Raw genomic sequence first — 14,772 nt, 5'->3', positions numbered from 1 at the left:
GACCATCCACCAAAAGCGGATGATCGCACCAAAATAATTGGCACTGACATTCATCGGCACACTGTTGAGTTCTCAAAGAACACGCACACACCATCGCGTTCCAGACTGTGTCTGACCCGCTCCGGGGCAACCGTTCCAATCTATCACCTCCGACCGGCGGACCGCAACTCGTGCGTTCTTCGATCTTCGGCTGTCCTGAGTAACGTAACAGGACACCACTGAATTCCGAACCTCTCGGTCCGGGGCGGCGTCCCTGTCGCTCGAACGAGGACTAAGTTACGCCCACGCTTCCGGGCCGTCAAATCGCCTGGTCAACGGCCCGGAAGCGACTCAGAGTCGTCGCGATCAGCTGCGGTGCACGCGGACGCCGGCGAAATTGCGCTTCCCCCGGCGGATCACCAGCCAGTAGTCGTGCAGGAGCTCTCCGTCGGCCGGTGTCCATTCCTCCGACGAGACGCGGACGTTGTTGACCGACGCGCCGCCCTCCTTGACCGTCCGGCGCGCAGCTCCCTTGCTCTCGCACAGACCGGTCGCGACGAGCAGGTCGACGATCGTGTCGGGCTCACCCGGACGCAGGTCCACCACCGAGGCTTCCGTGAGCGCCGCCGCAAGGGTGGGCTCGTCGAGGTCGGCGAGTTCCCCGCGCCCGAAGAGAGCCCGACTCGCCAATTCCACGGCTGCGGTGTTCGCAGCGCCGTGGACGAGCGTGGTCATCTCCGCGGCGAGCCGCTTCTGGGCCTCGCGTGCATGGGGACGCTCGACCGTCGCGGTTTCGAGTTCGGCCAGTTCCTCGCGGTCGAGGAACGTGAACCACCGCAGGTACTTGACGACGTCCGCGTCCGCGGCATTCACGAAGTACTGGTACCAGGCGTACGGACTGGTCATCTCCGGGTCGAGCCACAGGCTGCCCCCGCCCGTCGACTTGCCGAACTTCTTGCCGTCGGAGGAGGTCACGAGCGGGACCGTCAGCGCGTGGACCGATGCCCCGTCGGTCCGTCGGTTGAGTTCGACGCCGGCGATGATGTTGCCCCACTGGTCCGAGCCACCGACCTGGAGCGCGCACCCGTAGTCGCGGCGAAGCTGCACGTAATCGTTCGCCTGCAGCAGCATGTAGCTGAATTCGGTGTACGAGATGCCGTCGCCTTCGAGCCGCCGCTTGACGGTGTCGCGTGCCAGCATCACGTTCACCGAGAAATGCTTGCCGATGTCGCGCAGGAAGTCGACCGCCGTCAGGCGCCCCGTCCAGTCGAGGTTGTTCGCGACGATGGCACCGGTCGGCGAATCGTCGAAATCCACGAAGCGTTCGAGTTGTCCCCGGATCCGATCCGCCCAGTCGGCGACGGTATCGGCGGAGTTCATCGTGCGCTCCCCCACGTCCCGGGGATCGCCGATCATGCCGGTCGCTCCACCGGCCAAGACGATCGGACGGTGGCCCGCGCGCTGGAATCGTTTGAGTGCAAGAAGCGGCACCAGGTGACCGGCGTGCAGGCTCGGCCCGGTCGGATCGAAGCCTGCATACAGGGTGATAGGACCTGCGTCGAGATCGCGTCGGAGTGCATCGAGATCGGTCGATTGGGCAATGAGCCCGCGCCAGGTCAGTTCGTCGAGAATGTGCTCAGTCACCGCTCGATCATCCCATTTGTGTTCGGAGTGCCGGCGCCCGTGGGCTCCGTCGATAGGCAGAGACCCCGGGAGAGCCCGGAATCCACAGACGCCACGGCCGGTCTGCGGCGACACTGATCCCGACGCGCGGGCCGGAGGCCACGTCGACGTCGTCCCGCCGCTCGGGCAGTTCGAGGCGAACCCGCGACTGCGGAGAGAACACGTCGAGACCGTTGTCGGAGATGTCCAATCCCAGTGCCGCGGCAAGGTTTCCGGGTCCGCGTGCGAGCTTGTCGGGCGGCATGCCCGGCGTCCGCCGTCGGCTCGCGCACTGTTCACCGTCCACGATCTCGCCGCCGCGCAGCAACACGGCTGCGGCGACGCCGTCGGGTCCGACCGAGATGTTCGCGCACAGATGCAGGCCGTAGCTGCGGTAGACGTACAGATGGCCGGCGGGCCCGAACATCACGCCGTTGCGTTCACTCGGCCCCCGATACGAGTGAGCGGAGGGGTCGGGCCAGGGACCGCCCTCCGGTCCGCCGTACGCCTCGACCTCGGTGAGCCGAATCGCGACATCACCCACCCGAACCACCGCACCGAGCAGCGCACGAGCCGCCTCGACGGGATCGAGGGATTCGAGGTACTGCGCGCTCACGGGGGCCGGGTCGGTCAGTCTTGGGTCCAGCCGGGAACACCGCGCGTGACGTAATCGTCGTGCTCTGCGTCACCGACGGCCACGGCCTCGTCGATCAGGAGCACCGGGATGCCGTTCTCGATCGGGTAGGCGCGGCGCAGCCGAGGGTTGTAGAGAACCGTGTCGTCGACGAGAAGCAGCGGCCCCTTGTCCTCGGGGCAGGCAAGAATGTTCAACAGCGTGGGATCGACGGCCACGGGGGTCCTTCCGACTTCGTACACAACGGAACGGGTTCAGCCTACCGGGCGGCGGACGTGGCTCCCGCTGTGCCCGCTGCCCATTTCGCGGCGAACAGCCTTGGTGAACCGCTTGTAGGTGCCGGTGTCCCGGTCCGCGTACCACGAGCGAACGGTCGGGGTCGGCAGGCCTTGTTCGCGCAGCTTGTCGGCGGCGGGACGGTAGGACGGCCCGAGGGGGATGGACGGGACGATGTGCACCAGATCGGGCCGCTCCGCTTCGGGAACGGCGTCGAGAGCCGCCGTGATCTCCGCTGCGGTCGGGGCCTTTTTTCCGCGCAACGTGCACGCGGCCACCGCGATATCTCTGTCTCCCACAGTGATTCCGTACGAGACTGCCAGGTCGATGCGCGGGATCATTCCGAGCATGTCGATCACCGGCTGCGAGTACACCGGTCCGTGCGCGGTGACGACCACACCGCGTTTGTTGTCGAGAAGCCAGTAGTCACCGTCCGCGTCACGGCGGAACAGGTTCTCGGTGGCGATCCACACGTCACCCGGTTCGAACACACCGCGCATGACGCTGCCGAGCGCTTCGTTGGCCGCACCGGGCTTGCCGAGGAGAAGCCCGACCTCGTCGTCGGCGCACGAGCGTACGAAGCCGCGATCGTCTTCGATGAGCCGTCCGGTGAGCGGGTTGTAGGCCGCGAGACCGACGGCAGCACTGCCGGGGAGCGGACGACCCTTGGATCCCACTTTCGACCCCGACACGTTGGCGAGGATCACGTCGCCTTCCGTGGACGCGTAGAACTCGACCACTCGCGCGGGGGCGAAACGTTCGAGGGTGCGCCACCACAGCCCGGGAGGCATGCCGGAGCCGATGAACAACCGGATCGGGTGACTGGCGTCGATGTGCAGGGAAGGGCTGTCGAGCACCTCTCGCATCATCGACCACGTGTACGTGACCACCGTGACGCCGTAGCGGTGGATCTCCTCCCCGAACTTCGCCGGGTCCAGTCTGTTCGACAGGGCGATCCGCGCTCCGCCCGCCAACGCACCGCCGAAGCTCACGAGCAGGCCCGACGAGTGATGCAGCGGTGCGAGGCAATACATCGTGTCGCGCCGGCCGAGCGACGCAGCCGTCGCCGTACCGAACGCCGACAGCGCCCAGCGGTAGTTGGTGACCCGCTTGGTTTCGAGCGTCGGACCGCTCCCCACGAAGAGCACGAACGCCAATTCGCGAGCGAGGCCCGGGTCCGGGACGTACCAGCCCGGCAGGTGCACGCCGGAGATGTCGGTGCGTTCGAGATCGACGACGTCGGCGCCGGGTTCTATGTCGAGATCGCGGACGTCGCCGCCGCCCAGCACGAGAACCGGCAGGCCCGTGTCGATCGCGAGGTCGAGATTCTCCGGGTCGGAGACGAGTTTTTCCACACCACCGAGTCGGGCGGCGGCGGCCGCGTCCGGTCCAGGGGGGATCAGGACCGATACGGCGCCGAGACGGGAGATGGCAGCCACCGCTGCCATGGCACTGGGCCGGACGTTCATGAGCACACCGACATGCATCGCCGGCCGGACGCCGTTGTCGACCAGACCGAGAACGATGTTGTCGATGCGGCGGTTGACCGCTTCGTAGGTGTAGACCCGGTCCTCGAAGATGAAGCACTCGCGCTGAGGCGCTCTCCTCCCCTGTTCCGCGAGGAGGCTGCCGACCGAGACACGGGTGCGGGGCTGGATCTGCCCCAGGCGAGCGAGACGCGGAAGTGCTCGCGCGGCTTCGCCCGACAGGTCGCGGGCACCGCGCACCGCGCCGGTCGCGACCTCGGCGACCCCCTTCCCGATATCGGCGCCCACATCGGCGAGCGTGGCGACCGTGTGCGCCACCCGGCTACTGATGGAGACGCCGGTCGCGCCCTCGTCGCTCGGGTCCGGGGCGGTCATGGGACTGACCCCGACGGGCCGGTCCCCGATCCCTTCTCTCCACTGCACCCATTCGCTCGTGGCAGGCCACGTCTGTTGCGCTGCAACGGATCCGACCACGATACCGAAATGTCCTGCGCGGAGCGAATACTCGTAGACCTCGGCGCGCGGCGACGCTCTGCGAATTCCGCGTACAGCGAGAGGCTGGCCGATGTCGTCGACTTCTCCGAGGAACGCCAGGATGGGACAGGTGATTTCCGCGAGCGTCACGGGCTTGTCGTTGATCACGAAGCCGCCGCTGACCATGCGGTTGTGCGCGACGAACTGGCGCAGCAGGTCGGCAACCGCGGGTCCGGACCACGCGACCCAGCCCTCGGTGTCGAGGAACCTGCGCTGGGGCTCCCGCGGAAGGAGGGCTTCGCGGTCGTGGAGTTGCCGGAGGAAGTCGATGCGCGACCGCACCGTCTTGACCGGGTCGAGAAACTGGAATCCGGTGCGAGCCATCCAGCCGGTGATCGCGAGACGGTTGAAGACGTGATCGGCCAGGAAATCGGCCGAGAGTGTCGCGACAGCTCCGGGGATACCGAAGGGCAGTGCGGCGAGGGTATCGACGGGACTGCCGAAGGTGATGAGACTGGCGATGTTGCGGCTGCGGCGATAGGCGGCAGCCTGGTAGCAGAACATGCCGCCCTGCGAGTAACCCCCGAGGTGGACGTCGTGTCCGGTGTACGCGTGAATCCGGTCGACGATTTCGTCGAGAGCGAGGATGTGGTCGGTGAGGGTGCGGTCCCACCCGCCTTCCTCTTGGTCGGGCGAGCCGAAGTCCACCACCCAGGGATCGAGTCCCGCTGCGTGCAGGACACCGACCGCACCGCTGTCACGGGTGACGTCGTAGACGTCGGCGGACATCATCATCGGCGGCACCAACACCACGGGTGGACCGGACACTGCGGTGTCCGAGTCGGGGAAATAGCGCCGGAGACGGTACATCCCGCACCGTTCGACGACCTGATACGGAGACGACGAGGTACCCGGTTCGAGTCCCCCGAAGCGGATGACTTCGAGACCGTTCTGCGCCGTCGCGATGAGCCGACGCATCGGTCCGGTCAGCGCTCTACCGTCCAGTCCCACGATCGCTTCCCTCCACGACGCCCATGACCCCGGTACATGACGGGTGTACGCGTAAGCCTGCCATATCCGCGATCCGGTCCCGGGCAATTCGGACGCTGCCCGGGACCGGGGACGGACAGGCACGCCGTCCGCCTACGCGGGTGTTGTCAGGCCCGCACCCATGCCCGCAGCGCCGCCGCGGTCTCCCGCACCCTGCCGAGTTGCTCGGCAACGCGGACTCCCGCGGTGCCGCCGCGAGCGTTCCGCGACGCGATGGAGCCCTCGACCGTGAGAACTTCACGCACCTGAGGGGTGAGCGCGGGATCGACAGCGGCGAGTTCGGCATCGGTGAGGTCTTCGAGCCCCACCCCGCGCGTCTCCGCTGCGCGGACGCAGGCGCCGGCAGCCTCGTGGGCCACGCGGAACGGGACGCCCTGGCGCACCATCCACTCGGCGATGTCGGTCGCCAAGGTGAATCCGGCGGGCGCGAGTTCGGCCATCCGCTCGGTGTGGAACGTCAGCGTCGACACGAGCCCTGCGATCGCCGGAAGCAGAAGCTCCAGCTGCGCGACCGAATCGAAGACCGGTTCCTTGTCTTCCTGGAGGTCCCGGTTGTAGGCGAGCGGCTGTGCCTTGAGCGTCGCGAGCAGACCCGTGAGGTTTCCGATGAGCCTGCCCGCCTTGCCGCGGGTCAGTTCGGAGACGTCGGGATTCTTCTTCTGCGGCATGATCGACGATCCGGTGGACCACGCATCGGCGAGGGTGATGTACCCGAATTCCGGTGTGCTCCACAGGATCACCTCCTCCGCCATCCGCGAGAGGTCGACCGCGATCTGAGCGAAGACGAACGCTGCTTCTGCGGCGAAGTCGCGCGCACTGGTCGCGTCGATGGAATTGTCGGCGGCAGCGTCGAATCCCAGATCGGCGGCGATTGCCTCGGGGTCGAGCCCGAGGGACGAGCCCGCGAGCGCGCCCGACCCGTACGGCGAGACAGCCGTCCGCCGGTCGAAGTCACGCAGACGATCGACATCACGCAGCAAGGGATGCGCGTGCGCGAGCAGATGGTGCGCGAGCAACACCGGCTGCGCCGCCTGCAGGTGGGTCTTCCCCGGCATCACGGCGTCGGGGTGTGCGGCGGCCTGGCCTGCGATGGCCTCGACGACATCGAGCACACCGTCGCCGATACGCCGCGCGCTGTCACGCAACCACATGCGGAACAGCGTCGCGACCTGATCGTTGCGGGAACGCCCGGCGCGCAGACGTCCGCCCACCTCGGGGCCGACCCGCTCGATGAGACCGCGCTCGAGTGCACCGTGCACGTCCTCGTCGGAGTCCGACGGGACGAACGCGCCCGATGCGACGTCGGCGGCGAGGCCCTCGAGCCCCTCGAGCATGGTCGCGAGGTCCTCGTCACTCAGCAGTCCCGCCCGATGCAGGATCTTGGCGTGCGCCTGCGACGCCCGCACGTCGTAGGGCGCAAGCGCCCAGTCGAAGTGGGTCGACTTGCTCAAGGCCGCCATAGCGGCGGCCGGTCCGGATTCGAACCGGCCGCCCCACAGCGCACCTTCGTTGGTGCCGTGGGTGGCCATGATTACAGGCCCAGATCGCGCTTCGCGGCGACCTTCGACGACAGGCCGTGGATCTGGACGAAGCCCTTGGCGTTGGACTGATCGAAGCTGTCGCCCTCGTCGTAGGTGGCGAGGTTGAAGTCGTACAGCGATTCGGGGCTGCGACGTCCGTTGACGGTGATGTGCCCACCGTGCATGGCCATCCGGATGTCGCCGGTGACGCGTTCCTGCGTGTTCTGGATGAACGCGTCGAGCGCGTACTTGAGCGGGGAGAACCAGAGGCCGTCGTAGACCAGCTCGCTCCACCGCTCTTCGACACGGCGCTTGTAGCGGCCGAGCTCACGCTCGAGGGTGACGTGCTCGAGTTCCTGGTGCGCGGTGATCAGCGCGATCGCGCCGGGCGCCTCGTAGATCTCGCGGCTCTTGATGCCGACGAGGCGGTCCTCGACCATGTCGAGCCGGCCGACACCCTGTGCGCCGGCGCGCTTGTTGAGTTCCTGGATCGCCTCGAGCACAGACACGGGCTTGCCGTCGATCGCGACGGGACGACCCGCTTCGAAGGAGACGATGAGCTCGTCGGGAGCCTGCCAGTTGAGGGTGGGGTCCTCGGTGTAGTCGTAGACGTCCTTGGTGGGAGCGTTCCACAGGTCCTCGAGGAAGCCGGTCTCGACGGCGCGTCCCCACACGTTCTGGTCGATGGAGAACGGGGACTTCTTGGTGACGTTGATCGGCAGGTTGTGCTCGGCGGCGAAGGCGATGGCCTTCTCGCGGGTCCAGGCGTAGTCACGCACGGGTGCGATGACCTGCAGGTCGGGAGCGAGGGCGCCGAAGCCGACCTCGAAGCGCACCTGGTCGTTGCCCTTGCCGGTGCAGCCGTGCGAGACGATGGTGCCGCCGTACTCCCGGGCCGCCTTCACGATGTGCTTGACGATCAGCGGGCGGCTGATCGCGGAGACCAGCGGGTAGCGGTCCATGTAGAGCGCGTTCGCCTGCACGGTGGGCAGGCAGTACTCGTCGGCGAACTCGTCCTTGGCGTCGACGACGACGGACTCGACGGCGCCACAGTCGAGCGCACGCTGACGCACCACTTCCATGTCCTCGCCGCCCTGACCGAGATCTATGGCGACGGCGACGACCTCCTTGCCGGTCTCCTTGCCGATCCAGCTGATGGCAACGGAGGTGTCCAGCCCGCCCGAGTAGGCGAGTACGACGCGATCGGCCATTGTCTTGTGCTCCTTCTTTTCTTTCGTTTACGTCTCTAGACGTGATGGTTCAGGCCAGTGATTCGAACAGGGCGGCCAGTTGGGCCCCTGTCATCGGTTCCCGGGCGATCACCGCAATGGTGTCGTCCCCGGCGATCGTGCCGACCACCTCCGGTAATGATGCCCGATCGAGTGCGCTGGCCAGATAGTGCGCTGCCCCCGGTGGCGTCCGGAGGACCGCGATGTTGCCGCTGGCATCGGTGGAGACGAGCAGTTCACCGAGTAGCCGGGAGAGTCGATCCGTGCCGCCGGACACTCCGCGGACGGGGCTGCCGTCCTCGGGCACGATGTACACGCCCGCTCCCCCGTCTGCGCCACGTAGCTTGACGGCACCGAGTTCTTCGAGGTCACGCGAGAGGGTGGCGGTGGAGACCTCGATGCCTTCGGCCGCGAGGAGTGCCGCGAGTTCGGTGTGGCTGCGCACCGCTCGGGTTGCCAGGAGCGCGGTGATGCGCGCCTGCCGTGCGGCCCGCGTCGGGGCGGCGCTGCCGGCCCGTTCGATGGCTCCCTCCGCGGTGTTCACGTCAGCTCCTGCGCTGCTCGAGCAGCCACACGAGCAGGGCCTTCTGTGCATGGAGGCGGTTCTCGGCCTCGTCCCAGACGACGGAGCGGGGTCCGTCGATGACCTCTTCCGTGATCTCCTTTCCGCGGTAAGCGGGCAGGCAGTGCAGCACGATCGACGCGGGATCGGACAGTGCCAGCAGCTCATCGTCGAGCTGGTACGGCCGGAAGGGGGCCTCGCGGTCCTTGCCGTCGACTTCCTGCCCCATCGACACCCAAGTGTCGGTGACGAGGACGTCGGCGCCGGTCGCCGCTGCACGGGGATCGTCGGTGACGGTGACGCTGCCGCCGGTCTCCTCGGCCCGCGCGCGGGCTGCGGCGACCACGTTCGGGTCGGGGGTGAAGCCGGTCGGGGATGCGATGGTGACGTGGAGTCCGGCGGTGACGCCTCCCAGCATCAGGGAGTTGGCCATGTTGTTCGCGCCGTCACCGAAGTAGGTGAGTTTCAGCCCGTGGGTACGGCCTTTGTGTTCGCGGATGGTCTGGAGGTCGGCGAGCACCTGACACGGGTGGAAGGTGTCGGTCAGGGCGTTGACCACGGGCACGGTGGAGTGCGCCGCGAGGGTTTCGATGCGGTCCTGCCCGAAGGTGCGCCACACGACCGCTTCGGCGAACCGGGAGAAGACGCGCGCGGTGTCCTCGAGCGTTTCACCTTTGCCGATCTGCGTGGAGCCGGCGTCCACGACGATGGCATGACCGCCGAGCTGGGCGATGCCCGCGTCGAACGAGAATCGGGTGCGGGTGGAGGGTTTGTCGAACAACACCGCCACGCTGTAGGGGCCCTCGAGCGGGCGCCGCGACAGCGGGGCCTTCTTGAGTTCCGCTGCCAGATCGAGGATTTCGCTCTGTTCGGCGGGGGTCAGGTCGTCGTCGCGCAAAAGATGTCTCAGCACGGTGCTTCAGTTCCCTTCCCGGTCGGCGTTGTCGAGGATGGCGGGTAACGCCGCGACGAAGCTTTCGGCCTGGCGCTCGGTGAGGATGAGCGGCGGCGCGAGGCGGATGACGTCGGGCGCTGGGGCGTTGACGAGGAACCCGGCCTCGCGCGCGGCGGTTTCGACCGCTGCGGACTTCGTGTCGGTGAGGACCACGCCGAGAAGCAGGCCCGAGCCCCGCACGTGCGAGACGAGGGGGTGCCCGAGGGACTCGATGCCGGTGCTCAGTGTCTTGCCGACGGCGTTGACGTGGTCGAGCAGGTTCTGCTCGTCGATGGTGCGGAGGACGGCGAGGGCCGCGGCGGCGCACACCGGGTTCCCACCGAACGTGGTTCCGTGCTTGCCGGGCTGGAAGAGGTCGGCGGCCGGTCCGGTCGCGAGGACGGCACCGATGGGCAGACCGCCGCCGAGACCCTTGGCGAGCGTCATCACGTCGGGCACGACACCGGCGGCCTGGTGGGCGAAGAAGGTGCCGGTGCGGGCGATGCCGGTCTGCACTTCGTCGAGCACGAGAAGCGCGCCGCGTTCCCGGGTGATGCGGCGAGCTTCCGCGAGGTAACCCTCCGGAGGTACGACGACCCCGGACTCCCCCATGATGGGTTCGAGGAACACGGCTGCGGTGTTCTCGTCCACGGCCGCGTCGAGGGCGGCGATGTCGCCGTAGGGAACGAACTCGACGCCGGGGGGCATCGGCTCGAACGGTGCCCGCTTGTCGGGCTGGCCGGTCAGGGCGAGAGCACCCATGGTGCGGCCGTGGAACGCCTTCTCACAGGCGATGATCTTCGGCCGGCCGGTGAGGCGGGCGATCTTGAAGGCCGCTTCGTTGGCTTCGGTGCCGGAGTTGCAGAAGAAGGCGCGGCCGGGGTGTCCGAAGTGCCCGAGGAGTTGTTCGGCGAGTTCCACCACAGGTGCGGAGGCATAGAGGTTGGACACGTGGCCGAGCTGCCCGAGCTGAGCTGTGACGGCCTCGAGGATCGCAGGGTGTCGGTGGCCGAGGCTGTTGACGGCGATGCCCCCGAGCAGATCGAGGTACTGCATGCCGTCGGCGTCGGTGACGACTGCACCGTCGCCGGCGACGAGCGCCAGCTTGGGTACGCCGTAATTGTTCATGAGCGAGCCTGCCCAGCGTTGCTGCAGCTCGGACGTGTCGGTCATGCGTTTCCTTCCGTGACAGGGAGCACCGTCGGGGTGTGCGTGGCGGTGCCCTGGGCCGGGGTGACCATGGTGCCGATGCCTTCCTCGGTGAACAGTTCGAGCAGCACCGAATGCGGTTGGCGGCCGTCGATCACGTGAGCGGTCGGTACCCCGCCCTGGACGGCGCGCAGGCACGCCTCCATCTTGGGAACCATCCCGGAATCGAGGGAAGGCAGCAGCTCGGCGAGCGTGTCCACGTCGATGGACGAGGTCAGCGACGAACGGTCGGGCCAGTTCGTGTAGAGCCCCTCCACATCGGTGAGTACCACCAGTTTCTCGGCGCCGAGCGCCTCGGCGAGCGCGGCGGCGGCCGTATCGGCGTTGATGTTGTGGACGACGCCCTGGATGTCGGGCGCAACGGTCGACACCACGGGGATGCGACCGGCGGCGATCAGGTCGAGGACCGCGGCGGGGTCGACGGTGGTGACGTCACCGACGAGCCCGATGTCGGTGTCCGTGCCCTCCACGACGACGGTGCGACGGGTAGCGGTGAACAGCCGCGCGTCTTCGCCCGAGATCCCCACGGCGTAGGGGCCGTGCGCGTTGATGAGGCCGACGAGTTCGCGGCCGACCTGGCCGAAGAGCACCATCCGCACGATGTCCATGACTTCGGGTGTCGTGACGCGGAACCCGCCCCGGAATTCGCCTTCCATCCCGAGACGCCGCAGCATCGCGTTGATCTGGGGTCCACCGCCGTGCACCACCACGGGGTGGATGCCGACGGTGCGCAGGAACGCCATGTCGGCCGCGAATGCCGTTTTGAGGTCGTCGTCGATCATGGCGTTGCCGCCGTACTTCACCACGACGATCTTGTCGCGGAACTTCTGCAGCCACGGCAACGCTTCGGCGAGGACGAATGCTTTCTGCTGGGCGGACAGGCTCGCAATGAGATCTGTGGCCATGTCGGCTCCGGTCACGTGCGCGGTCACGACGAGTACGCCGAGTTCTCTTCGACGTACGCGTGCGACAGGTCGGTGGTGCGGATCGACACCTCGGCGTCGCCGAGTCCGAGATCGATGTCGAGCGCGATATCGATGCCGGACAGGTCCACCTCGCGGGCACCGGGGGCGCCGACGCCGCCGATGCACACGGGCTGCCCGTTGAACGTGACGGTGATCGTGTTCGGGTCGAGTTCGATCGGGGCGATGCCGATGGCGGCGAGCACCCGTCCCCAGTTGGGGTCCGAGCCGAACAGCGCGGTCTTCACGAGGCTGTCGCGGGCGACGGTCCGGGCGCCGATGAGGGCGTCGTCTTCGCTCGCGGCGCCCCGCACGGTGACGGTGACTCGTTTGGTGACACCCTCCGCGTCGGCCATCATCTGGTCGGCGAGACTGTCGCAGACGGCGAGGACCGCAGCATCGAGTTCGTCCTGCGTGGGGCTGACCCCACTGGCGCCGGAGGCGAGCAGCAAGACGGTGTCGTTGGTGGAGGTCGCACCGTCGATGTCGAGACGGTCGAACGTCTTCCGGCTGGCGTGGCGCAGCGCCACATCGAGTTGTTCCGGGGTAGCGACGACATCGGTCGTCAGCACGCAGAGCATGGTGGCGAGCGCCGGGGCGAGCATGCCCGCGCCTTTGGCCATGCCGCCGACGTTCCAGTTCGCCGCGTGGTGGAGCGCCGCCTGCTTCGGGACCGTGTCCGTCGTCATGATCGCGTGGGCGGCATCGGTGCCACCGGAGATTCCCCCGGCGAGTTCGTGGACGATCTCGTGCACGCCGGCGAGGACCTTGTCCATGGGCAGCCGGTCGCCGATGAGCCCGGTCGAGCACACGGCGATCTCGCCCGCACCGGTTTCGGTGCCCCAGTTGCTCAGTGCGTCGGCGAGCGCTTCGGCCGTGGTGTGGGTGTCCTGGAATCCGCCGGGTCCGGTGCACGCGTTGGCACCGCCGGAATTGAGGATCACCGCGCGCAGCGCGCCGGCGGTGAGGACCTGCTGGGACCACAGGACGGGAGCGGCTTTGACCTTGTTGGTGGTGAAGACGCCTGCTGCGGCGAGTTCGGGTCCCTCGTTGAGGACGAGGGCGAGATCGGCGTTGCCGTTGGCTTTGATTCCGGCCCGGATACCGGCGGCGCGGAAACCTGCCGGGGCGGTGACGCCCTGGGTGCGGATGAGCCGCCCTCCGGCGATCTCCACGGCGTGTGCGTACGCGGCGTCCACGCTGTCCTCCGTCGTGGTGCTGTCGGTCAGATCGGTCACGGCGCCACTCCTACGGTGGACAGGCCGGCGGCCTCGGGCAGCCCGAGCGCCAGGTTCATGGACTGGACCGCAGCTCCGGCGGTGCCCTTGGTCAGGTTGTCGAGCGCGGCGATCACGATCAGCAAGCCCGCGTCGGGGTCGACGGTGACGGCGAGCTGAACGGCGTTGGATCCGATCACCGAGCCGGTGGCGGGTAGCACCCCGTCCGGCAGCAGGTGCACGAATGTTTCATCCCCGTAAGCCTTTTCGTAGACGGCGCGGGCTTCCTCGGCGGTAGCCGTGGTCGGCGCCGTGCAGGTGGCGAGGATGCCCCGGGGCATGGGTGCGAGAACAGGGGTGAACGAGACGGAGACGTCGGCGCCGGCGAGCGCCGAGAGATTCTGCTTGATCTCGGGGGTGTGGCGGTGGGCGCCGCCGATGCCGTAGGCCCGCACCGATCCCATCACTTCGGAACCGAGCAGGTCGACTCTCGGCGACTTGCCGGCGCCGGAGGCACCGGACACCGCGACGATCTGCACCGAGGGTTCCACGATGCCGGCTGCGACCGCCGGAGCGAGAGCGAGCGACGCGGAGGTGGGATAGCAGCCGGGTACAGCGATGCGGGTCGCGCCGATGAGCTTGTCGCGTGCGCCGGGCAGTTCCGGCATGCCGTACGGCCAGGTGCCCGCGTGGTCGGTGCCGTACCAGCGCTTCCAGTCGTCACCGGAGGTCAGCCGGAAATCGGCGCCGCAGTCGATGACGACGGTGGTCTCGGGGAGTTGCTCGGCGATGACCGCGGAGTGGCCGTGCGGCAGGCCGAGAAACACGACGTCGTGCCCGGTGAGGCTGTCGAGGTCGGTGGGTGCGAGAACCCGGTCGGCGAGCGGCAGCAGATGCGAATGGAATTCGCGGAGGGTGGCTCCGGCGTTGCTCCCGGCGGTCAGCGCACCGATGACGAGTGATCCGTCCTGGTACGCGGGATGGCCGAGAAGGAGGCGCAGGATCTCGCCGCCCGCGTAACCGCTCGCTCCCGCGACGGCCACCCGTAGCGGCGACTGCGGCGTCGCCGTGAATGCCGGTGAATTACCCATACGATTGATTATGCACGATGATGCAAATTATTTCATCCAGCTCTGGGTCACATCCAGCTCTGGGTCATTCCGAACGCAGCGACCGCCGGATCTCCGCCAGCTTGTCGGCTGCGGCTGCCTGCCGCGCCTCGTACTCCTCGTCGAGGGTGCGCCCGGATACGCTTTCCCTGGCCAGTTCCTCTGCGCCGATCGCTGTCGCCGCACGGTGCTCGATCTTCTCTCGCACCGAGTCCAGCGTGGGCACCCCGTCGCGGGTGTACCCGGTGATCTCCTCGATCGTCGGCGCCCGCGTCCCCGAACCGACGGGATCGGGATCGGTGGTCGGTTCGGGCTCGGCCGGCGGCACGTCCGGGACATCCGGCCCCGGCGGCACGTCGGGCACCGTAGGAGTCGCGGGTTCGGCCGGTGTGACGTCGGGCGCAGGCTCGTCCGGCGTCTCGGGCTCCGGTATCCGGCCGTGGTTCCGTTCGTCGCTACTCATACATC

The 14,772-nt window shown here is 67.9% G+C and carries 12 protein-coding genes and 1 pseudogene; all 13 read right to left on the bottom strand.

The annotated features are described in order from the left end of the window. Positions 1–345: 345 nt before the first annotated feature. The 13 genes and pseudogenes from tyrS to ACFWU2_RS16405 all read right to left on the bottom strand — a co-directional run bounded on the left by tyrS (position 346) and on the right by ACFWU2_RS16405 (position 14,767). Positions 346–1,623: a tyrosine--tRNA ligase gene (gene tyrS, locus ACFWU2_RS16465; protein WP_378608027.1), complete on the bottom strand. Its 1,278-nt coding sequence runs from the start codon at positions 1,621–1,623 to the stop codon at positions 346–348. A gap of 7 nt (positions 1,624–1,630) precedes the next feature. Further along, entirely contained in the window at positions 1,631–2,257 is a 627-nt protein-coding gene (locus tag ACFWU2_RS16460) for a DNA-3-methyladenine glycosylase (protein ID WP_378608025.1), read from the bottom strand. A gap of 14 nt (positions 2,258–2,271) precedes the next feature. Next, positions 2,272–2,493 carry a Trm112 family protein gene (locus ACFWU2_RS16455; protein WP_378608023.1) on the bottom strand — a complete coding sequence of 74 codons (222 nt, stop codon included), beginning with the start codon at positions 2,491–2,493 and terminating at the stop codon, positions 2,272–2,274. A 41-nt stretch (positions 2,494–2,534) separates the two neighbouring features. Further along, a pseudogene (locus ACFWU2_RS16450) lies at positions 2,535–5,490 on the bottom strand (alpha/beta fold hydrolase). A gap of 179 nt (positions 5,491–5,669) precedes the next feature. Next, complete coding sequence (gene argH, locus ACFWU2_RS16445; protein ID WP_378608021.1) at positions 5,670–7,091, bottom strand: argininosuccinate lyase; 1,422 nt, start codon at positions 7,089–7,091, stop codon at positions 5,670–5,672. Positions 7,092–7,093: 2 nt separating this feature from the next. Further along, positions 7,094–8,293: an argininosuccinate synthase gene (locus ACFWU2_RS16440; protein ID WP_296549943.1), complete on the bottom strand. Its 1,200-nt coding sequence runs from the start codon at positions 8,291–8,293 to the stop codon at positions 7,094–7,096. A gap of 49 nt (positions 8,294–8,342) precedes the next feature. Then, positions 8,343–8,855, bottom strand: coding sequence for an arginine repressor (locus ACFWU2_RS16435; protein ID WP_378608018.1), 513 nt, complete (start codon positions 8,853–8,855; stop codon positions 8,343–8,345). A gap of 1 nt (position 8,856) precedes the next feature. After that, positions 8,857–9,786 carry an ornithine carbamoyltransferase gene (argF, locus tag ACFWU2_RS16430; protein WP_378608016.1) on the bottom strand — a complete coding sequence of 310 codons (930 nt, stop codon included), beginning with the start codon at positions 9,784–9,786 and terminating at the stop codon, positions 8,857–8,859. A 6-nt stretch (positions 9,787–9,792) separates the two neighbouring features. Beyond that, positions 9,793–10,980 carry an acetylornithine transaminase gene (locus ACFWU2_RS16425; protein ID WP_378608014.1) on the bottom strand — a complete coding sequence of 396 codons (1,188 nt, stop codon included), beginning with the start codon at positions 10,978–10,980 and terminating at the stop codon, positions 9,793–9,795. Further along, positions 10,977–11,921, bottom strand: coding sequence for an acetylglutamate kinase (gene argB / locus ACFWU2_RS16420; RefSeq protein WP_378608012.1), 945 nt, complete (start codon positions 11,919–11,921; stop codon positions 10,977–10,979). Before argB ends, ACFWU2_RS16425 begins: the two co-directional genes overlap by 4 nt. Before the next feature lie 23 nt (positions 11,922–11,944). After that, positions 11,945–13,177, bottom strand: coding sequence for a bifunctional glutamate N-acetyltransferase/amino-acid acetyltransferase ArgJ (gene argJ, locus ACFWU2_RS16415; RefSeq protein WP_378608079.1), 1,233 nt, complete (start codon positions 13,175–13,177; stop codon positions 11,945–11,947). A gap of 35 nt (positions 13,178–13,212) precedes the next feature. Then, positions 13,213–14,286, bottom strand: a complete 1,074-nt coding sequence (argC, locus tag ACFWU2_RS16410; RefSeq protein WP_378608010.1) for an N-acetyl-gamma-glutamyl-phosphate reductase — start codon at positions 14,284–14,286, stop codon at positions 13,213–13,215. Between the two features lie 64 nt (positions 14,287–14,350). Beyond that, complete coding sequence (locus ACFWU2_RS16405; protein ID WP_378608008.1) at positions 14,351–14,767, bottom strand: PspA/IM30 family protein; 417 nt, start codon at positions 14,765–14,767, stop codon at positions 14,351–14,353. Between the last annotated feature and the right edge of the window lie 5 nt (positions 14,768–14,772).

Origin of the sequence: Rhodococcus sp. NPDC058639, from assembly GCF_042717545.1 — a bacterium.
GTDB lineage: Bacteria > Actinomycetota > Actinomycetes > Mycobacteriales > Mycobacteriaceae > Rhodococcus.
Note: the sequence above shows the minus strand (reverse complement) of the source record. Positions and strands in the feature narration are given on the sequence as shown.

What these genes read in the sequence shown, in the direction of transcription:
- argH (WP_378608021.1), bottom strand. Translation starts at nt 7,091, where the DNA reads ATGGCCACCCACGGCACCAACGAAGGTGCGCTGTGGGGCGGCCGGTTC.
- ACFWU2_RS16440 (WP_296549943.1), bottom strand. Translation starts at nt 8,293, where the DNA reads ATGGCCGATCGCGTCGTACTCGCCTACTCGGGCGGGCTGGACACCTCC.
- ACFWU2_RS16425 (WP_378608014.1), bottom strand. Translation starts at nt 10,980, where the DNA reads ATGACCGACACGTCCGAGCTGCAGCAACGCTGGGCAGGCTCGCTCATG.
- argB (WP_378608012.1), bottom strand. Translation starts at nt 11,921, where the DNA reads ATGGCCACAGATCTCATTGCGAGCCTGTCCGCCCAGCAGAAAGCATTC.
- argC (WP_378608010.1), bottom strand. Translation starts at nt 14,286, where the DNA reads ATGGGTAATTCACCGGCATTCACGGCGACGCCGCAGTCGCCGCTACGG.
- ACFWU2_RS16405 (WP_378608008.1), bottom strand. Translation starts at nt 14,767, where the DNA reads ATGAGTAGCGACGAACGGAACCACGGCCGGATACCGGAGCCCGAGACG.